The sequence below is a fragment of the Pseudomonas sp. NFACC05-1 genome (assembly GCF_900100135.1).
Lineage (GTDB): Bacteria > Pseudomonadota > Gammaproteobacteria > Pseudomonadales > Pseudomonadaceae > Aquipseudomonas > Aquipseudomonas fluorescens_Q.
This window is the reverse complement of sequence record NZ_FMTR01000011.1, coordinates 1-19,581: the sequence shown is the minus strand read 5'-3', so window position 1 is coordinate 19,581 and position 19,581 is coordinate 1. Positions and strand designations below refer to the sequence as shown.

The window sequence follows — 19,581 nt, the reverse complement described above, 5'->3', positions numbered from 1 at the left end:
CAGAACAGGAGCGAGCTTGCTCGTGATGGCGTCAGATCAGCCGCATCGACATTGGCTGACACTCCGCTATCGCGAGCAAGCTCGCTCCCACAGTTGTATCTGGGGGTTCGGGCTAGCCGCGTCGATCCAAAAGGTTCACCACCACCCGATCCACCAAGCCCCACACCCGCTGCTTGAAGCGCTTCCACAGCGGCCGACGCTGCCAGGCGTCGAGGCTGACTTGCAGGCTCTGGGCGAAGTCCCGCTCGAAACTGGCGGCCACTGCACTGCTGAGCCTGGAGTCCAAGGCTTCGAGGTTGGCTTCCAGGTTGAAGCGCAGGTTCCAGTGATCGAAGTTGCAGGAGCCGATGCTGACCCAGTCGTCCACCAGCACCATCTTCAGGTGCAGGAAACACGGCTGGTATTCAAAAATCTGCACGCCGGCCTTGAGCAATCGCGGGTAGTAACGGTGCCCGGCGTAGCGCACGGACGGGTGATCGGTGCGCGGGCCGGTCAGCAGCAGGCGCACGTCAATGCCGCGGGCGGCGGCCTTGCGCAAGGAGCGGCGCACGTTCCAGGTCGGCAGGAAATACGGCGTCGCCATCCAGATGCGCTTCTGGCCGCTGTTCAATGCCCGCGACAGCGATTGCAGGATGTCGCGATGCTGGCGGGCGTCGGCATACGCCACCCGCCCCATTCCCTCGCCCACCGGCGGTACGCGCGGCAGGCGCGGCAAGCCGAAGTTGGACGCCGGTTTCCACGCCCGCCGATGGCGGTTGGCGAGCCACTGGCGGTCGAACAGCAACTGCCAGTCGAGCACCAGCGGGCCGACGATTTCCACCATCACTTCGTGCCACTCACTGCGGTCGTCGAGGGGGTTCCAGAATTCATCGGTCACCCCGGTGCCACCGACCACGGCCAGGCGTTGATCCACCAACAGCAGCTTGCGGTGATCCCGGTAAAGGTTGCGCACCCAGCGGCGCCAGCTCAGGCGATTGTAGAAACGCAACTCCACCCCAGCCTCGGTCAGACGCTTGCGCAAGGCCAGGGTAAACGCCAGGCTGCCATAGTCATCGAACAGGCACCGCACGCGAACGCCACGCTCGGCGGCCTGCACCAGCGCCTGAACCATCGCCTCGGCGCAAGCGCCCGCTTCCACCAGATAGAGCTCCAGCTCGACCTGGTCCTGGGCTCGAGCGATTTCCACCAGCATGCGCGGGAAGAACTGCGGGCCATCGATCAACAGCTCGAAGCGATTGCCTTCACGCCAGGGAAAAACCGCGCCGCTCATGTCAGCGCGCCGTGAAAATCAGCACCGCATTCACCGGCACCGAGAGGCTGATGGCCGACAACCCGGCCAGGTTTCGCAGCTTTTCCAGCCCCGGCGCCAGATCGAAATCCGCCGCGTTGAGCACCACCGGTTCCAGGGTCACCACTTGGAAGCGGCGCTCATCCAGGCGCGTCGCCAGCAGTTCGACGTTGTATTCGTGCTGCTTACCGTGCAGGTTCACCGTCAGCGGCAGGCGCAATTCCAACTGCGCACCGTTGGCCAGGTCCTGGATCGGCGCCAGGTCGATCTTGGCGGTGACAGTGGCGTCGGCAAATTGCTTGATCTCGAACAGCTCGGCCCGCATGCGCTCATCGCGCAGGGGAATGCCGCTGTTGATGGATTCCAGCTCCACTTCCAGGCGTGCCAAGCCCTCGGGCTGGACCTGACCGTGCAGCACCAGGAACCGCTGGACCTCGGAGACGTTGCCATTTTTACTGCTGATAAACGACAGCCGCGACGACTCGCCGTCCAGGTACCAGTCGGCCTGGGCTGGCAACGCGGCGCCGGCCAGCAGCAAGCTGACGGCAGCGTGAGGGAAAAACCGCTTGAACATACACACTCGCAGGGCACATAAACCTGTGGCGAACCTTAACCGCGCCGAGGGCGCTTGCAAACTGTCTGTTTCAACAACTTCCAGAAACACACAAGTTCCTGTGGCGAGGGGATTTATCCCCGTTGGGCCGCGCAGCGGCCCTATAGCTGACGATGAGGCCTATCAGACGGACCGCATCGCCTGTTTGGGGTTGCTGCGCAACCCAACGGGGATAAATCCCCTCGCCACAGGTTCGCGCCGTTCTCGAGTTACTCCAACCGACACCCCATCCGCGCGCCCACCCACCGCGCACTGTGGCTACGTCCCAACCCGCTGACGGTAATGCGTTTCGCTTCAGCGGTTTCGAGAAAGTCGCTGATGGGCACCGACTGCTTCACATAGCCACGGCAGTAGTCCGCCGGTTGCTCCATCACATAGCGGCACGAGCAGTATTCCTTGGCGGTGTAGGCACTGATGATGTCGGGGAAGGCCCGCAATGCCACCCGCTCCAGCCAGACCCAACCGAGCAGGACAATGAGTAGCACCGACAGCAAGGTAAGCAGGATCTTGCGCTTCATGGCTGCCCTCTCCCGACAAACGCCGCCATGGCGCGCTTGAGCAGTTCGTTATGGCGATAGCTGCCGTCGCGGTCGTCGCCGTAGCGCACGATCACCAGTTTGGCGCTGGGGATGACGTACAGCGCCTGGCCCCAATGACCCAGCGCGGCAAAGGTATCCGGCGGCGCATCGGGCCAAGGATGGATGGCCGGATCGGTGGCGCGGTTGAGCCACCAATGCCCGCCGGGTACGGCTTCGTCCTGGCCGGCCTGGAAGTGGGCGAAAGGTTCGCGATTGAAGGCGACCCACTCTGTGGGGACCAGTTGCCGTTCGCCCCAGCGACCGTCCCGTTGCATCAGCAACCCGACGCGCGCCAGGTCCCGCGCCGTGAGGTAGGCATAGGACGAACCGACGAACGTGCCGCTGGCGTCGGTTTCCCAGGTGGCGTGGCGGATGCCCAGGGGCTCGAACAAGGCCGTCCAGGGATAGTCGGGGTAGCGCGCCGGGCCGACGATGGTTTTCAAGGCCGCCGCCAGCACGTTGCTGTCACCGCTGGAATAACGGAACGCCCGCCCCGGCGGGCTGGCGCTTTCATGCTGCGCAGTGAACGCCGCCATGTCACGACGCCCCCGGGTATACAGCATGGCCACCACCGAGGAGTTGAGCGGCGCGTATTCATAGTCTTCCTGCCAATCCAGGCCCGAGGCCCAGTGGAAAAGATCGGCCAGGGTCACGCCCGGGTGCCGGCTCAGTGGCGGGTAGTACTTGGCTGCCGGATCATCCAGGGCAAAGCGCTTTTCCCTGTAGGCCACGCCAAACACCGTCGCCATCAGGCTCTTGCTGATGGACCAGGTCAGGTGCGCAGTCTTGGCAGTGGTCGGTCCGGCGTAGCGTTCGTAGACCAGCCGACCGTCCTGGATCACCAGCAGCGCGTCGGTGCGGATGCCTTCGCGGCTGGCATCGTCCCGGGGTGGGAAGGCGTATTGTTCCAGGGCTTCAATGGTCGGGCCGCTGAGGGTCGGGCCGGTTGACCACTGCTCACCGGGCCAGTCTTCGGCGTGGGCGCTCAGGGTGAGCAGCAGCGGGATCAGGAACCAGCCTTTGGACATGCTTTGGGCTCGCAGGGTTGAACCTTCAGAGCCTATGCAGACTTGATGACAATTTGAGTTTGGGTGCTCCCACCGGGCGGGTGGTCGTTTGGAGGGCTAGCCCAACGCCTTGGCCAACCGCTTGGCCCGCGCCCCTGCCGCAATCTCCATCACGCCTTTATCCCGCGTCCACATCTCGCGCCACGTCGCAGGCCCGGCGGCCAGGGCAGCGTCGAGTTCGCCATCGAGCCCTTGGAACTGAGCGAACAACCCGCCCAGCAGCACATGCCCGGCCACACTGGAAGGGTTATGCCGACTCACCTCCGCGCAGCCGGCGAGCAACGCCAGCAGGCGCAATTGCAACGCCTGGGGCCAGGCACATTCCTGCCCGACGCCATACAACCAGGCGGTCATCGCACTGAGCACATAAAGGTCTTCCAGGGTACGGAACGGTTTGACGTAGGCGTCCCAGCCATCACCGGCCAGCAATTCGCACAGCGCGCCGTCGAGCAGCACGCGGCCATGGCTGATGTCCGGCATCAGGGCAATGGCGGGCAGCTTTTCCAGGGTTACGCCGGGCTCGCCCGCATAGGCCACGGCCAGATTCAGCCGTGGCGTTTCACCGGGCGCTTCGCAGCGAGCGGCAATCAACAGCCACTCGGCGGCGTCGCCGGCGGTGACGAAATCCTTGCGTCCACTCAGGCGCAAGTCGTCGAGACGGGTGTGCATGTCCGCCGGGCGCAGGCTGCGCTGTTCGGTGGCACACAAGGCGCCGAGGCTCTGGGGCGCACTGGGCCAAAGCACCCGCAGCGCCGCCTGATACCCCACCAGGAACGCCAGCCCCGGTGTCGCCATCAACCGCGCCCCGGTTACGGCCAGCTCGAACGGCGTCACCGGTCCCAGGCGTTGCAACAACGCTGAATAACCTTCGGCGAGGTCCGGATGGGCCGGCAGGCGCTCGCCACGTTCGATCAGGGTTTGCCAGGGCATAAGAGGCTCCTCGAGGGCTGTCATATAAGCATCACCAAAGCTTCATGGCGATGACACCGGGGCTACATAGCCTGACTTTGCACAACATGGCTGCATAAAGAAAGTCGATTGGCTGCAACTGAACAGCCCGCACGGAGATTCGCTATGACCCAGATCGCCCGCATCAGCGACACCGGCAATGAACGCCGCCTGCAAGCCGAACGCCTGATCGGCGCCCAAGCCTTGCAAGAAGCACAGGCCCTGCGTTTCAACGTCTTCAGCGGCGAATTCAACGCCAAGCTCAAGGGCGCGGAAATGGGTCTGGACATGGATGACTATGATGTTCACTGCGCCCACATCGGCGTACGCGACCTGAACACCGGCCGCCTCGTGGCCACCACGCGCCTGCTCGACCACCAAGCAGCCAGCAGCCTGGGCCGGTTCTACAGCGAAGAAGAATTCAGCCTTCACGGCCTGGTCCATCTCAAGGGCCCGATCCTGGAAATCGGCCGTACCTGCGTCGACCCGGCCTACCGCAACGGTGGCACCATCGCGGTGCTCTGGGGCGAACTGGCCGAAGTCCTGAACGAAGGCGGCTACAGCTACCTGATGGGCTGCGCGAGCATTCCGATGCAGGACGGCGGTATCCAGGCCCAGGCGATCATGCAGCGCCTGCGCGAACGCTATCTGTGCACCGAACACCTGCAAGCCGTGCCGAAAAAACCGCTGCCGACCCTGGACGTGCCCTCCAACGTCATCGCCGAGATGCCGCCACTGCTCAAGGCCTACATGCGCCTGGGCGCGAAGATTTGCGGCGAGCCGTGCTGGGACGAGGACTTCCAGGTGGCCGACGTGTTCATCCTGCTCAAGCGCGACGAGCTCTGCCCGCGCTACGCTCGCCACTTCAAGGCAGCGGTCTGATGAGCCGGCTGCGGGTGTACGCGCGAATCGCGCGAGTATTGCTGGTGGTGGCGCTGGGCCTGAGCATGGCCAGCGTGTTCGGCCTGTTCGAACGTGCAGGAATCGCCAACTCGATGGTCCGTCGCCAGCGCTGGTCGCGGTTCTTCATGGCACGGCTGAGCCGCGCCCTGCCCTTTTCAGTCACCGTCCACGGTCAACTGCCGCAACAGCCGATGCTGTGGGTCAGCAACCACGTGTCCTGGACCGACATTCCGTTGCTGGGCATGCTCACGCCGCTGTCGTTCCTGTCCAAGGCCGAAGTGCGCACCTGGCCGGTGGCCGGATGGCTGGCAGCCAAGGCCGGCAGCCTGTTTATCCGACGCGGTTCGGGTGACAGCCAGTTGATCCGCAAGCAAATGAGCCGCCATCTGGAACAGGCCCATCCGCTGTTGATGTTCCCGGAAGGCACCACCACCGATGGCCGCTCCTTGCGCACGTTCCACGGGCGCTTGCTGTCCGCCGCCATTGACGCCGATGTGGCGTTGCAGCCGGTGGCGATTCGTTACCTGCGCAACGGTGAACCGGATTCGCTGGCGCCGTTCATTGGCGATGATGATCTGCTGTCGCACTTGATGCGTTTGTTTGCCAACGATAGGGGTGAGGTGGAAATCCATCTGCTGGAACCGATTGCCTGCCACGGCCAGGAACGCGCGGCACTGGCATTCCAGGCGCAGCAGGCGGTGCACAAGGCGCTGTTCGGGGCGCTTCCAGAGAAACAGCAAGCGCCGATGCGACCTGCTGCGATTGCGGCCTGATCCGGATCTCTGCGCAGCCCCCTGTGGGAGCGAGCAAGCTCGCTCCCACAATTAGACCTGCGGCGTGGTTTGATTCAGCGCAAAATCCTGCAACTGCGGATAGAACAGCCGGAAATCTTCGCTCAGCGGCTCATAGAGCTCCATCAACTCCTTCATCGCCCCGGCCAGTTCCTCGGGCCGGGACAGGCGTCGGGAAATGCCGCGCAGCACCTGCCCCAACACTTCGAATTCCCGATAAGACCCCAGCCAGTCATCCGCCGCCATGTACGGCGCGATCTGTGCCAGGCGCCCCGGCAGCTGCGGTTCGGTGCCGAGTACCTGGTACACCCGGGCAGTGAAATCCACCAGCGGCCCTTCGCCGTACAACGCCCAGTCCCGGGCCAGGCAGTGGTCGAAAAACACGTCCAGCACGATCCCGGCGTAGCGCCGTCGCACCGTGGAAAAACGCGACAGGGCGATGTCCACCAGGGGATGGCGGTCGGTATACATGTCGATGCGCCGATGCAGGGCAATCGCCGCTTCGATCCGTGGGTCGTAGAGCCCTTGCAGCGGGCCTTTGACGAAGTCGCCGTAGAGGCTGCCGAGCAGTTGTTCCCGGCCAGGGCCGCCGAGGTGCAGGTGCGCGAGATAGTTCATGGCCCGCAGCTTAGCACCGCTGAGTCCATATCGTTATAACCCGATATAGCGATTTGTTCGGCTTCCAGATCAAATCCATATTTGTATATCGCGAAATAACGATTTAAGGTTCGCTCCATCGCGATATAGCGTTTTACTCATCACGAGCTGCCACCATGCCCCTTGACCTCGACGAAATAATAAAAGCCCTGGCACACCCAGTACGGCGAGACATCCTCAACTGGCTCAAAGACCCCAAGGTCCAGTTCCCCGAGCAGTTGCACAACCACGAATTCGGCATTTGCGCCGGACAGATCGACCAGCGTTGCGGCCTGTCGCAATCCACGGTGTCTGCGCACTTGGCGGTGTTGCAACGGGCGGGGCTGATCACCAGCCAGAAGGTCGGCCAATGGCACTTCTTCAAGCGCAACGAGGAAGTGATCCAGCAGTTCCTCAAGCAAATGAGCCAAGAGCTCTGACCCGACAAGGACCCATCATGCCCCTCTCACTCCTGATCCTGGCCCTGAGCGCCTTCGCCATCGGCACCACCGAGTTCGTCATCATGGGCCTGTTGCCCGATGTGGCGGCCGACCTGGGCGTGTCGATTCCTGGCGCCGGCTGGCTGGTGACCGGCTACGCCCTGGGCGTGGCCATCGGTGCGCCGTTCATGGCCCTGGCCACCGCCCGGTTGCCGCGCAAGGCCGCCCTGGTGGTATTGATGGGAATTTTCATCATCGGCAACCTGCTCTGCGCCATCGCCAGCGACTACAACGTGCTGATGTTTGCCCGGGTCGTCACGGCCCTGTGCCACGGCGCGTTCTTCGGTATCGGTTCGGTGGTGGCTGCCGGCCTGGTGGCGCCCAACAAGCGCGCTTCAGCCGTAGCCTTGATGTTCACCGGCCTGACCCTGGCCAACGTGCTCGGCGTACCGCTGGGCACCGCATTGGGCCAGGAAGCCGGCTGGCGTTCGACCTTCTGGGCAGTGACTGTCATTGGCGTAATTGCGCTGATCGGCCTGATCCGCTTTCTGCCGGCCAAGCGCGATGAAGAAAAACTCGACATGCGCTCGGAACTGGTCGCGCTCAAGGGCGCAGGCCTATGGCTGTCCCTGAGCATGACGGCGCTGTTCTCCGCCTCGGTGTTTACCCTGTTCACCTATGTCGCCCCGCTGTTGGGTGAAGTGACCGGCGTATCGCCCCGCGGCGTGACCTGGACCCTGGTGCTGATCGGCCTGGGCCTGACCCTGGGCAACATCATCGGCGGCAAGCTGGCGGACAAGAGCCTGGCGAACACGCTGATGGGCGTCTTCCTCACCATGGCCGTGGTGTCCACCGTATTGAGCTGGACCAGCGTGGCGCTGATCCCCAGCGAAATCACCCTGTTCCTCTGGGCCACCGCCTGCTTCGCTGCCGTGCCGGCCCTGCAAGTCAACGTGGTGACCTTTGGCAAGGCCGCGCCCAACCTGGTGTCCACCCTGAACATCGGCGCCTTCAACATCGGCAACGCCCTGGGCGCCTGGGTCGGCGGCAGCGTCATCGACCACGGCCTGGGACTGACCTCCGTGCCCTTGGCCGCCGGCGCGCTGGCCGTGCTGGCGCTGCTGGTCACCCTCATCACCTTCCGCCAGGGCGGCAATGCCGAGCTGGCTCCAGCAACTCACTGACTTCTAACCCCTTCCACTTTCGAGGTTTGTATTTCATGGCGACTATTTTCGACCCCATCAAACTCGGCGACATCGAGTTGAAAAACCGCATCATCATGGCCCCGCTCACCCGCTGCCGCGCCGACGCGGGCCGCGTGCCCAACGCGCTGATGGCCGAGTACTACGTGCAACGCGCCTCCGCCGGCCTGATCCTCAGCGAAGCGACCTCGGTCACGCCGATGGGCGTGGGTTACCCGGACACCCCGGGCATCTGGTCCAACGACCAGGTGCGCGGCTGGTCCAACGTCACCAAGGCGATCCACGGCGCCGGCGGCAAGATCTTCCTGCAACTGTGGCACGTGGGCCGGATCTCCCACCCGTCGTACCTGAACGGCGAAACCCCGGTGGCGCCCAGCGCGATCCAGCCCAAGGGCCACGTGAGCCTGGTGCGTCCGCTGGCTGACTACCCGACCCCACGCGCACTGGAGACCGCTGAAATCGCCGACATCGTCGAGGCGTACCGCGTCGGCGCCGAGAACGCCAAGGCCGCCGGCTTCGACGGTGTGGAAATCCACGGTGCCAACGGCTACCTGCTCGACCAGTTCCTGCAGAGCAGCACCAACCAGCGCACCGACCAATACGGCGGCTCCCTGGAAAATCGTGCCCGCCTGCTGCTGGAAGTGACCGACGCGGCCATCGAAGTCTGGGGCGCCGGCCGGGTGGGCGTGCACCTGGCACCACGCGCCGATTCCCATGACATGGGCGACGAGAACCGCCTGGAAACCTTCAGCTACGTGGCCCGGGAACTGGGCAAGCGTGGCATCGCCTTTATCTGCTCCCGTGAAAAGGAAGGCGACGACAGCATCGGCCCGCAACTCAAACAAGCTTTCGGCGGCCCGTACATCGCCAACGAACGCTTCACCAAGGACAGCGCCAATGCCTGGCTGGCCGAAGGCAAGGCCGATGCCGTCGCCTTCGGTGTGCCGTTCATTGCCAACCCGGACCTGCCGGCACGCTTGAAAGCCGATGCCCCACTGAACGAGCCTCATCCCGAAACGTTTTATGGAAAAGGTCCCGTGGGATACATCGATTACCCCGTACTTTGATCGTGTAACTGAAATAACAGAGCCCTGCCTCGAAAGAGCAGGGCTTTTTTATGCATTTAAATATTCGGTCAACTATCTAAACTTCCTAAAGCCCAGGGCAATGTTCATATTAAGTCTGACGACAATGCCAAACAGCGCCGTCGATCAAACTTTAATACGCCTCATTTGAAAAGGAATTCAAGCATGACGAAGACCCTTGGGTACAGCCACCAGGACAACAATGGGTTTTACGAAAAAACACTCGCGCAGTTCAACTACGCACCGCTGGATGTTCTGTACAAGTACATTGAGTCGCTGAACACGCAAGAACACTCGGAGATCCTCGACGCCCTGATGAAACAAGCAAGGCTGAACGACGGTGCCAACCAACAGGTTCAAGCCTGGCAGCAGGAGCGCATTCGCCCAAACCGCACTCGCCTCATTGTAAAAGTCATCAACCATACCGAGCGGGCGTTTCCCGTGGGTGAAAACGATATCAACCTGGACGACGATGAACGAGATTTCTTGAGCATTCGTCCTTGGGACATCCTGGCCTTCAAGCTCGACTTCATATATTCCAGACAACTGGGCAGCCGCAGCAAGGACATGTACAAGAACTTCATGATGTTTGGCGACGACGACGCTGCCTTCCTCTTCAACTTCGGCTTGCGCGTCAATACGACATTCGGTGTGATTTCATCGACATTGACGCCTGTCCGGACAAACAGGGTGATCTCTGTCGGCGCGACACCCATCAAGTGCTCGACCCGAATCACTCACTCGGCAAATGAAGAACCCTACGGTTTCACCGTGGAGATCACGCTGACTTGAAAATGCAGCCCCGGCAGGTTCGTCTGGCGGGGTATCCAGCGGTCCTTTCGAATGGACTTTTTATGGTCTTTCACAAGTACGAAACAAATCACCTACAAAATTTGCCACCGATTGCCTATCAACCACGGTTGTGTCGGTTTATAAAAGCACCTTTGGATCTCAGGTATTGACATAAACTGACAAAATTACTCATTTTGTTTCATTTGCGCAGGCTGGGGCTCAGGCGCAGCATATCCAGCCCGATGTCTACCCAGCGCTCAGCCTCAGCCGCCAGCGCGAAGCTGTCGGGCGCCAGTAGCCATTGGTAGAGGATGCCGTCGATGTAGCCGTGGATGGCAATCGCCGCCCTTTCGGGATCCAGGTCATCCGGCAACTGACCGCGCTTCATCGCATTGCTCAACGACAGCACGATACGCACGTTGCAGTCGAGACTGACCTGGCGCCGCTGCTGGCGTAAATCGCACATTTCATCGGTGAATTCGCACTTATGGAACAGAATTTCATTAATGCGTCGGGTCTTCGGGTCCAGGGCAACTTGCTGAAACAATTGCACCAACAGCTTGCGAGTACAGCCCAGCGGGTCAAGTTCCTCTTCATTCTCACTGGCGCGGGCCAGGTCATCGAGCGGCTCATGCAAGGTATCGAGCATGGCCTGGAGCAGGTCCGCCTTGTTGCTGAAATGCCAATAGATGGCGCCACGCGTCACACCGGCCAGGGTTGCGATATCGGCCAGCGTCGTGCGAGCCACGCCCCGCTCGAAGAAGGCTTTTTCGGCCGCTTCGAGAATCTGGCTGCGAGTCTCCAGGGCTTCCTCTTTGGTACGACGGACCATGGCAGTAAACACCTCAATCAGGATGCATCAACAATGCGTAAGGATCAGCTAGACGTGAGGCGGCGTTTCTCGAAACGCGTCCCCGACCTCCGAATGCCTTTGTCAGGCTTTTGTAAATACGGATGGTACGCAATTTGGCTGTTTACAAACAACCATGTACGTAAGTATATTTCTTAGCATCCTACTAATTGCTTATCTTGCTCTTTTTCCACCTTCCACCTTTCGAGTGCGCCCGTTGCGCGCCTGGACCCGAGGATTTCCATGCAATTCAAGCCAGCTGTTACTGCCCTGGTTACTGCCATCGCCCTGGCATCGCTGCTCAGCGGATGCAAAAAGGAAGAGGCTGCACCTGCTCCTCCGCCTCCTCAGGTCGGCGTCGTAACCCTCAAGACCCAGCCCTTCACCCTGACGTCGGAGCTTCCAGGGCGCACCAGCGCGTTCCGCGTCGCGGAAGTACGGCCACAGGTCAACGGCATCATTCTCAAGCGCCTGTTCAAGGAAGGTGCTGACGTCAAGGCCGGCCAGCAGCTCTACCAGATCGATCCGGCCGTGTACGAAGCGACCCTGAAAAGCGCCGAGGCCAACCTGCGGTCCACCAAGTCGATCGCCGATCGCTACAAGCAATTGGTGGACGAACAGGCCGTCAGCCGGCAGGAATACGACACCGCCGTGGCCAACCGCCTGGAGTCGGAAGCCAATCTGCAAACTGCCCAGATCAATGTGCGCTACACCAAAGTCTACGCGCCCATCTCTGGCCGCATCGGCCGTTCCTCGGTCACCGAAGGCGCGCTGGTGAGCAATGGTCAGACCGACGCCCTGGCAACCATCCAGCAACTGGACCCGATCTACGTCGACGTGACGCAGAGTTCGGTCGAGTTGCTGCAACTGCGCCGAGAGCTGGAAAGCGGCCGTCTGCAAAAGGCCGGCGATAACGCCGCCATGGTCAAGCTGACCCTGGAAGATGGCAGCCTGTACCCACACGAGGGCAAGCTGGAATTTTCCGAAGTGTCGGTTGACCAGACCACCGGTTCGGTGACCTTGCGCGCCGTGTTTCCCAACCCGGACCACACCCTGCTGCCGGGCATGTTCGTCCACGCCCAATTGCAGGCCGGTGTGAACAGCGCAGCCATCCTGGCGCCACAGCAAGGCGTGACCCGTGACCTCAAGGGTACGCCGACCGCTTTGGTCGTTGGCGCTGACAACAAGGTCGAACTGCGTCAACTCAAGGCCAGCCGTACCGTCGGCAGCCAATGGCTGATCGAAGACGGGCTCAAGGCCGGCGATCGCGTGATCACCGAAGGGTTGCAGTTCGTACGCCCTGGCGTGGAAGTCAAAGCCACCGAAGCCACTAACATCGATACCAAGAACCCGGCCCCCGCACAGGCAGCTGATAAAGCCGCCGGCGGCAAAGGGGAGTAAACCATGTCGAAATTCTTTATCGACCGTCCGATTTTCGCCTGGGTGATCGCCCTGGTGATCATGCTGGTCGGGGCTCTATCGATCCTCAAGTTGCCGATCAACCAGTACCCGAGCATTGCGCCGCCGGCCATTGCGATCCAGGTGACCTACCCGGGCGCATCCGCGCAAACCGTGCAGGACACCGTGGTGCAGGTGATCGAGCAGCAGCTCAACGGCATCGACAACCTGCGTTATGTATCGTCGGAAAGTAACTCCGACGGCAGCATGACCATCACTGCCACTTTCGAGCAAGGCACCAACTCCGATACCGCGCAGGTCCAGGTCCAGAACAAGCTGAACCTGGCCACCCCGCTGCTGCCGCAAGAAGTGCAGCAACAGGGCATCCGCGTGACCAAGTCAGTGAGAAACTTCCTGATGGTCATCGGCGTGGTGTCGCGCGACGGCAGCATGACCCGGGAAGACCTGTCCAACTACATCGTGTCCAACATGCAGGACCCGATCTCGCGTACCGCTGGTGTCGGTGACTTCCAGGTCTTCGGCGCCCAATACGCGATGCGGATCTGGCTCGACCCGGCCAAGCTGAACAATTTCAACCTGACCCCGGTGGATGTGAGCACGGCGATTACCGCGCAGAACGTCCAGATCGCCTCCGGCCAGCTCGGCGGCCTGCCGGCCATGCCCGGCCAGCAACTGAACGCCACTATTATCGGCAAGACCCGCTTGCAGACCGCCGAGCAGTTCAAGGCAATCCTGCTCAAGGTCAACCCGGACGGCTCGCAAGTGCGTGTCGGCGACGTGGCCGATGTTGCCTTGGGCGGTGAGAACTACAGCATCAACGCCCAGTTCAATGGCGCTCCGGCTTCCGGCCTGGCAGTGCGGCTGGCGACTGGCGCCAACGCCCTCGACACGGCCAAGGCCCTGCGCAAGACCGTCGACGACCTCAAGCCGTTCTTCCCGCAAGGCCTGGAAGTGGTGTTCCCCTACGACACCACACCAGTGGTGAGCGAATCGATCAAGGGTGTGGTTGAAACCCTGGTCGAGGCGATCGTCTTGGTGTTCCTGGTAATGTTCCTGTTCCTGCAGAACTTCCGCGCCACCATCATCACCACGATGACCGTGCCGGTGGTACTGCTCGGTACCTTCGGGATCCTCGCGGCATTCGGTTTCAGCATCAACACCCTGACCATGTTCGGCATGGTGCTGGCCATCGGCTTGCTGGTGGACGACGCCATCGTCGTGGTGGAAAACGTCGAACGGGTGATGAGCGAAGAAGGCCTGTCGCCCAAGGAAGCCACCAAGAAATCCATGGGGCAGATCCAGGGCGCCCTGGTGGGTATCGCCCTGGTACTCTCGGCGGTACTGCTGCCGATGGCGTTCTTCGGCGGCTCCACCGGTGTGATCTACAAGCAGTTCTCCATCACCATCGTCTCGGCCATGGCCCTGTCGGTACTGGTGGCACTGATTTTCACCCCGGCCCTGTGCGCCACCATGCTCAAGCCAATCCCCAAAGGTGAGCACGGCACGCCGAAACGCGGCTTCTTCGGCTGGTTCAACCGTACCTTCGACCGAGGCGTCAGAAGCTACGAACGGGGCGTGGGCAACATGCTCAAGCACAAGGCCCCGTACCTGCTGGCCTACATCATCATCGTGGTAGGCATGGTCTGGCTGTTCACCCGCATCCCGACGGCGTTCCTGCCGGAAGAAGACCAAGGCGTGCTGTTTGCCCAGGTACAGACACCGGCCGGTTCCAGCGCCGAACGTACCCAGGTGGTAGTGGACAAGATGCGTGAGTTCCTGCTGCGTCCGAGCAAGGATGGCGGCGAAGGTGATGGCGTAGCCTCGGTGTTCACCGTGACCGGCTTCAACTTCGCCGGTCGTGGCCAGAGCTCCGGCCTGGCATTCATCATGCTCAAGCCCTGGGAAGAGCGTAACGCTGATAACACCGTGTTCAAGATCGCGGGCCGCGCCCAGCAACACTTCTTCACTTTCCGCGACGCAATGGTGTTCGCCTTCGCACCGCCAGCGGTGATGGAACTGGGTAACGCCACCGGTTTCGACGTATTCCTGCAGGATCGCGCCGGCATCGGCCATGAAAAACTGATGGAAGCCCGCAACCAGTTCCTGGGCATGGCCTCCCAGAGCAAGATATTGGCCCAGGTACGTCCGAACGGCCTGAACGACGAACCGCAATACCAGTTGGAAATCGATGACGAGAAGGCCAGCGCGCTGGGCATCACGCTCTCGGAGATCAACAACACCCTGTCGATTGCACTGGGCAGTAACTATGTGAACGACTTCATCGACCGTGGCCGGGTGAAGCGGGTGTATGTCCAGGGCCAGCCGAACTCGCGCATGAGCCCCGAGGACCTGAAGAAGTGGTACGTGCGCAACAGCGCCGGGACCATGGTGCCGTTCTCTGCGTTCGCCAAGGGCGAGTGGGTCTACGGCTCGCCGAAACTGGCGCGTTACAACGGCGTGGAAGCGATGGAGATCCTCGGTACCCCGGCACCGGGTTATTCCACCGGTGAAGCCATGGCCGAAGTCGAAACCATCGCCAAGAAGCTGCCGGCCGGTGTTGGTATTTCCTGGACGGGCCTGTCCTATGAGGAACGCCTGTCGGGTTCCCAGGCACCAGCGTTGTACGCCTTGTCGCTGCTGATGGTGTTCTTGTGCCTGGCAGCGTTGTATGAAAGTTGGTCGATTCCGATCGCGGTCATGCTCGTGGTCCCCCTGGGCATCATCGGTGCCCTGATGGCGACCAGCCTGCGCGGCCTGTCCAACGACGTGTACTTCCAGGTGGGCTTGTTGACAACCATTGGCTTGGCGGCGAAAAACGCCATCCTGATCGTCGAGTTCGCCAAGGAACTTCACGAGCAGGGCCGCACGCTGATGGAAGCCGCCATCGAAGCCTGTAGGATGCGTCTGAGACCGATCATCATGACGTCCCTGGCGTTCGTCCTCGGCGTGGTCCCACTGGCGATTTCCACTGGCGCAGGTTCGGGCAGCCAGCACGCCATCGGTACCGGTGTGATCGGCGGTATGTTGACCGCCACCATCCTGGCGATCTTCTGGGTGCCATTGTTCTTCGTGACCGTGTCGTCGATAGGCCGTCGAAAAAATACCGACGAGCACGACACTCCTGAAACTTCCAAAGAGGCTGGCCAATGAGCAAGTCGCTACTCTCCCTGACCATCGCCGCCGTCGTGCTCAGCGGTTGCTCGCTGATCCCCGACTATCAGCGGCCCGAAGCACCGGTCGCGGCGCAATACCCGCAAGGGCCGGCCTACGAGGCGGCCAATGCGCCCGGCCAGGCCGCCGCCGAGCAAGGCTGGAAACAGTTTTTCCATGACCCGGCGTTGCAACAGCTGATCCAGGTCGCCTTGGAAAACAACCGCGACCTGCGCGTCGCGGCGCTGAACATCGATGCCTATGCCGCGCAATACCGCATCCAGCGCGCAGACCTGTTCCCGGCGGTCTCGGCCACCGGTGCCGGCAGCCGCCAGCGCCTGCCGGCCCGGGCTTCGCAAACCGGTGAAGCGGCGATCAGCAGCTCCTATTCGGCCACCTTGGGCATCAGCGCCTATGAACTGGACTTGTTCGGTCGGGTTCGCAGCCTGAGCGAGCAAGCGTTGCAAAGCTACTTCGCCACCGAAGAAGCCCGCCGCAGCACCCAGATCAGCCTGGTGGCCAACGTCGCCAATGCCTACCTGACCTGGCAAGCCGACAAGGAACTGCTCAAGCTGACCCAGGACACCCTCGGGGCCTATGAGCAAAGCTTCAAGCTGACCTCGCGCAGCGCCGAAGTCGGCGTGGCCTCGGCCCTGGACCTGAGCCAGGCGCGCACCGCCGTGGAAAACGCCCGCGTGCAACTGGCCCGCTACACTCGCCAGGTCGCACAGGACGAAAACAGCCTGACCCTGCTGCTCGGCACTGGCCTGCCGGCCAACCTGAACTCGCAACCGCTGAGCGATGATCTGCTCAGCGAAGTGCCGGCCGGGCTGCCGTCGGACCTGCTGCAACGTCGTCCGGATATTCTCCAGGCCGAACGCAACCTGCTGGCCGCCAACGCCAGCATCGGCGCCGCGCGGGCCGCGTTCTTCCCGAGCATCAGCCTGACGGCCAACGCCGGCACCTTGAGCCCGGACCTGTCCGGCCTGTTCAAGGGCGGTTCGGGCACCTGGTCTTTCGCGCCACAAATCAACCTGCCGATCTTCAACGCCGGCAGCCTGCGAGCGAGCCTGGACTACGCCAAGATCCAGAAAGACATCAACGTCGCGCAGTACGAGAAGTCGATTCAAACGGCGTTCCAGGAAGTTTCCGACGGCCTGGCCGCGCGCCAGACCTACAACGAACAGTTGCAGGCCCAGACCGACTTCGTCGCCGCCAACCAGGACTACTACCGCCTGGCCGAGCGTCGCTACCGCATCGGCGTCGACAGCAACCTGACCTTCCTCGACGCCCAACGCCAGTTGTTCAGCGCGCAACAGTCGCTGATCACTGACCGTCTTGCGCAACTGACCAGCGAGGTCAATCTGTACAAGGCATTGGGCGGTGGCTGGAATGCCGAGACCGGCAAGAACGAACCGGTGAAAGAAGAAGCGCCGAAGATGAAATTGTTCTGATAGATGTTTGAACGCTGAACATGAAGCCCACCGAAAGGTGGGCTTTTTTGTTTGTGCCTGCTTCAACTCCGACTTGGCGAACGCGGGTCGACGATATCCAGCGCACGATTAGCCAACAGTTCACTCAGCTCGATCATCTGCGCCACGCCGAACGCGACATGCCGCCGCGAGCCCTCCAACTCTAACGCCAGGTCACTGACCACGGCATTGGCCGAGGCCAGGGTTTCGCTGAGATTGGCCAGGAGACACTCCGTGTCGATGGTATCGATGACGGTGAAAACTTGGGTTGAGGTTTTGGGTTTGGGATCAGGGTGGGTGCCCAGATGGTAATCGAGTGCCCGGTCTGCGGCCTCTTGGAGCTTTTCTGGATCGGGGTCGTTGTAGGGGAAGGTGCTCTCTGATGGCGAAGAAGGATGATGTTTTTTCATAACGGCGCTCCTGCATCAATTGGAGCCCGAGACGTGGGCCCGGGCGCTAGCGCCTAACGAAGTCGACGGGCTTGCAGTCCCGGTCGCTGGATTGGCAGCGACCCAAACAAGCTAGAGATTCCGCTTCCGAGCAGCAACCTTAAAACCTCGTCGGAAGAATCGCCTCGTCTGTCAGACCGGCCACAAATCTTGTGGGAACGAGCTTGCTCGCGATGGTGGCCTGTCAGCTGGCTTTGCTCTTGTTGACTGGGTACATATCCGTTTTCGTGGTAACGGCTACTTATGGTTTCGCCCTTACGGCGAGTCACTTTCGAAAAGCCGGAATGCCGGCCCAGGCGAAAGTAACCAAAGCGCTTCTGCCCCACCACTCGGCACCTCGCCTAGGCTCGGTGTGCCCTCACTCCGGCATTGCTCCGTGGGCCGCCGCGAAGGGCCATCCATGGCCCAGCGCGGCTAACCCGGCATCCATGCCGGGTTGCCCACTGCGCAATGCCTGCGTTCGGCCATCGTGGTTAACGGGGCGCCGAGATCAACGTCCACCGCGAGGCGGCCTAGTAGCCGACCTGGTTCTTGGTGGGACCGCGTTTCCCCTGTGGGAGCGAGCTTGCTCGCGAAGAGGCCGGACTCCAACGACTGTGCCATCGTCTTCGCGAGCAAGCTCGCTCCCACATTGGATCGGAGTCCAGATGCCAGAATCAGGCCGGCTGTAAGGCCGCCTTCGCGAGCGAGCTTTTGCTCCCACAGGTCTGATGGGTGTACGACCGGAAGAGTCAGGCCGGCTCTAAGGCCGCCTCGCGTCGGACGTTGATCTCGGCGCCCCGTTAACCACGCTGGCCGAACGCAGGCATTGCGCAGTGGGCAACCCGGCATGGATGCCGGGTTAGCCGCGCTGGGCCATGGATGGCCCTTCGCGGCGGGCCCACGGAGCAATGCCGGAGTGAGGGCATGCCGAGCCTAAGCGAGGCACCGAGTGGTGGGGCATATGCGTTTTGCTTACTTTTGCGCTTTTCAAAAGTGAGCCGCTGTAAGAGCGGAACCCTAAGTGGCCGTTACCGCAGCAATGGATATGTACGCAGTCAACAAGAGCATGGCCGGCTGTCAGGCCGCCATCGCGACCAAGCTCGCTCCCACAGGAATCGCATCCGCCGAAGCAATGTTTTGCTGTTCGATAATCGCCCAAAACCCGCAAACGGCGATTGAACCGATCCCGGGCCGCCCTTCACCATCCTTCGCACAAAACCAATAACAACAGGTTCGACGCCATGCCCATCCGCCCCGCCGCACCCGGCTGATCCTCAATAGCCTCACGCCACTGGTTCCACCGTTCCGCCTGCAGCCCAAGGTTGTGGCAACGACCCGCTTCGTCCACAAAAAATAGAGACAACGCCCATGAAGCCCACACAGCACTTGTTCCCCAGCCTCATTGCCGTCGCCCTGACCAGCACCGCCCTGCCCGTCCTGGCCGCGGAATCAGGGTTTGTCGAAGATGCCAAGGCCACGCTGAACCTGCGCAACTTCTACTTCAACCGCAACTTCACCAACCCGAACAACGCCCAGGGCAAGGCCGAGGAATGGACCCAGAGTTTCATCCTCGACGCCAAGTCCGGGTTCACCCAGGGCGTGGTCGGTTTCGGCGTGGACATACTGGGGATGTACTCGGTCAAGCTCGACGGCGGCCGTGGCACCGCAGGTACACAACTGCTCCCAGTGCATGACGACGGCCGCCCGGCCGACGACTTCGGCCGTTTGGGCGTGGCCCTGAAGGCCAAGGTGTCGAAGACCGAACTGAAGGTCGGCGAGTGGATGCCAGTACTGCCAATCCTGCGCTCCGACGACGGCCGTTCCCTGCCGCAAACCTTCCGTGGCGGCCAGGTGACCTCCACCGAAATCAGCGGCCTGACGCTGTACGGTGGCCAGTTCCGCGCCAACAGCCCGCG

Annotated in this window: 18 protein-coding genes; 10 read left to right on the top strand and 8 right to left on the bottom strand. The window is 61.9% G+C overall.

What is annotated here, in order from left to right:
* Window positions 1–112: 112 nt before the first annotated feature.
* The 5 genes from BLO97_RS17295 to BLO97_RS17275 form a co-directional block, all read right to left on the bottom strand.
* Window positions 113–1,270, bottom strand: coding sequence for a phospholipase D-like domain-containing protein (locus tag BLO97_RS17295; RefSeq protein WP_092224928.1), 1,158 nt, complete (start codon window positions 1,268–1,270; stop codon window positions 113–115).
* Window position 1,271: 1 nt separating this feature from the next.
* Window positions 1,272–1,862, bottom strand: coding sequence for a YceI family protein (locus BLO97_RS17290; protein WP_063322575.1), 591 nt, complete (start codon window positions 1,860–1,862; stop codon window positions 1,272–1,274).
* A 248-nt stretch (window positions 1,863–2,110) separates the two neighbouring features.
* On the bottom strand, window positions 2,111–2,419 hold the full coding sequence (locus BLO97_RS17285; RefSeq protein WP_092224930.1) for an amidase: 309 nt from the start codon (window positions 2,417–2,419) through the stop codon (window positions 2,111–2,113).
* Window positions 2,416–3,507 (bottom strand): serine hydrolase domain-containing protein, encoded by a 1,092-nt coding sequence (locus BLO97_RS17280; RefSeq protein ID WP_092224932.1) that lies wholly within the window; start codon window positions 3,505–3,507, stop codon window positions 2,416–2,418. Before BLO97_RS17280 ends, BLO97_RS17285 begins: the two co-directional genes overlap by 4 nt.
* Window positions 3,508–3,603: 96 nt before the next feature.
* The gene (locus BLO97_RS17275; RefSeq protein WP_092148725.1) at window positions 3,604–4,476 is read right to left on the bottom strand and encodes an acyl-CoA dehydrogenase family protein; all 873 of its coding nucleotides are present in this window, start codon (window positions 4,474–4,476) and stop codon (window positions 3,604–3,606) included.
* 144 nt (window positions 4,477–4,620) lie between these two features.
* On the opposite strand from BLO97_RS17275, the gene olsB reads away from it, so the two are divergent.
* Both olsB and BLO97_RS17265 read left to right on the top strand, forming a co-directional pair.
* Window positions 4,621–5,376 carry an L-ornithine N(alpha)-acyltransferase gene (gene olsB / locus BLO97_RS17270; protein ID WP_003198679.1) on the top strand — a complete coding sequence of 252 codons (756 nt, stop codon included), beginning with the start codon at window positions 4,621–4,623 and terminating at the stop codon, window positions 5,374–5,376.
* A complete protein-coding gene (locus BLO97_RS17265) occupies window positions 5,376–6,170 on the top strand; it encodes a lysophospholipid acyltransferase family protein (protein ID WP_063322579.1) in 795 nt (264 codons plus the stop codon). Before olsB ends, BLO97_RS17265 begins: the two co-directional genes overlap by 1 nt.
* Before the next feature lie 51 nt (window positions 6,171–6,221).
* On the opposite strand, the gene BLO97_RS17260 is transcribed toward BLO97_RS17265, so the two are convergent.
* A complete protein-coding gene (locus tag BLO97_RS17260; RefSeq protein ID WP_092148728.1) occupies window positions 6,222–6,806 on the bottom strand; it encodes an acyl carrier protein phosphodiesterase in 585 nt (194 codons plus the stop codon).
* Window positions 6,807–6,961: 155 nt separating this feature from the next.
* Here BLO97_RS17260 and BLO97_RS17255 point away from each other — a divergent pair, with 155 nt between their 5' ends.
* The 4 genes from BLO97_RS17255 (at window position 6,962) to BLO97_RS17240 (ending at window position 10,343) form a co-directional block, all read left to right on the top strand.
* Complete coding sequence (locus BLO97_RS17255; RefSeq protein WP_030138446.1) at window positions 6,962–7,264, top strand: ArsR/SmtB family transcription factor; 303 nt, start codon at window positions 6,962–6,964, stop codon at window positions 7,262–7,264.
* 17 nt (window positions 7,265–7,281) lie between these two features.
* A complete protein-coding gene (locus BLO97_RS17250; RefSeq protein WP_063322581.1) occupies window positions 7,282–8,448 on the top strand; it encodes an MFS transporter in 1,167 nt (388 codons plus the stop codon).
* A gap of 35 nt (window positions 8,449–8,483) precedes the next feature.
* Window positions 8,484–9,533 (top strand): alkene reductase, encoded by a 1,050-nt coding sequence (locus BLO97_RS17245; RefSeq protein ID WP_072347067.1) that lies wholly within the window; start codon window positions 8,484–8,486, stop codon window positions 9,531–9,533.
* A 183-nt stretch (window positions 9,534–9,716) separates the two neighbouring features.
* Window positions 9,717–10,343 carry a hypothetical protein gene (locus tag BLO97_RS17240; RefSeq protein ID WP_092148731.1) on the top strand — a complete coding sequence of 209 codons (627 nt, stop codon included), beginning with the start codon at window positions 9,717–9,719 and terminating at the stop codon, window positions 10,341–10,343.
* Between the two features lie 199 nt (window positions 10,344–10,542).
* Here BLO97_RS17240 and BLO97_RS17235 read toward each other — a convergent pair whose 3' ends face one another.
* Window positions 10,543–11,175, bottom strand: coding sequence for a TetR family transcriptional regulator (locus BLO97_RS17235; protein ID WP_063322584.1), 633 nt, complete (start codon window positions 11,173–11,175; stop codon window positions 10,543–10,545).
* 261 nt (window positions 11,176–11,436) lie between these two features.
* Between BLO97_RS17235 and BLO97_RS17230 the strand changes: the two genes are divergently transcribed.
* Genes BLO97_RS17230 through adeC form a run of 3 tightly spaced genes read left to right on the top strand, consistent with a single transcriptional unit; the run spans window position 11,437 to window position 17,216 of the window.
* Window positions 11,437–12,594 carry an efflux RND transporter periplasmic adaptor subunit gene (locus BLO97_RS17230; RefSeq protein WP_063322585.1) on the top strand — a complete coding sequence of 386 codons (1,158 nt, stop codon included), beginning with the start codon at window positions 11,437–11,439 and terminating at the stop codon, window positions 12,592–12,594.
* Between the two features lie 3 nt (window positions 12,595–12,597).
* A complete protein-coding gene (gene emhB / locus BLO97_RS17225; RefSeq protein ID WP_092148737.1) occupies window positions 12,598–15,762 on the top strand; it encodes an efflux RND transporter permease subunit EmhB in 3,165 nt (1,054 codons plus the stop codon).
* Entirely contained in the window at window positions 15,759–17,216 is a 1,458-nt protein-coding gene (gene adeC, locus BLO97_RS17220; RefSeq protein ID WP_092148740.1) for an AdeC/AdeK/OprM family multidrug efflux complex outer membrane factor, read from the top strand. The genes emhB and adeC overlap by 4 nt, the downstream gene beginning before the upstream one ends.
* 62 nt (window positions 17,217–17,278) lie before the next feature.
* Here adeC and BLO97_RS17215 read toward each other — a convergent pair whose 3' ends face one another.
* Entirely contained in the window at window positions 17,279–17,644 is a 366-nt protein-coding gene (locus tag BLO97_RS17215; protein WP_092347024.1) for a DUF6124 family protein, read from the bottom strand.
* Window positions 17,645–19,033: 1,389 nt separating this feature from the next.
* Between BLO97_RS17215 and BLO97_RS17210 the strand changes: the two genes are divergently transcribed.
* Window positions 19,034–19,581, top strand: a 548-nt coding sequence (locus BLO97_RS17210; RefSeq protein ID WP_139197701.1) for an OprD family outer membrane porin, incomplete at its 3' end; no start/stop codon positions are given.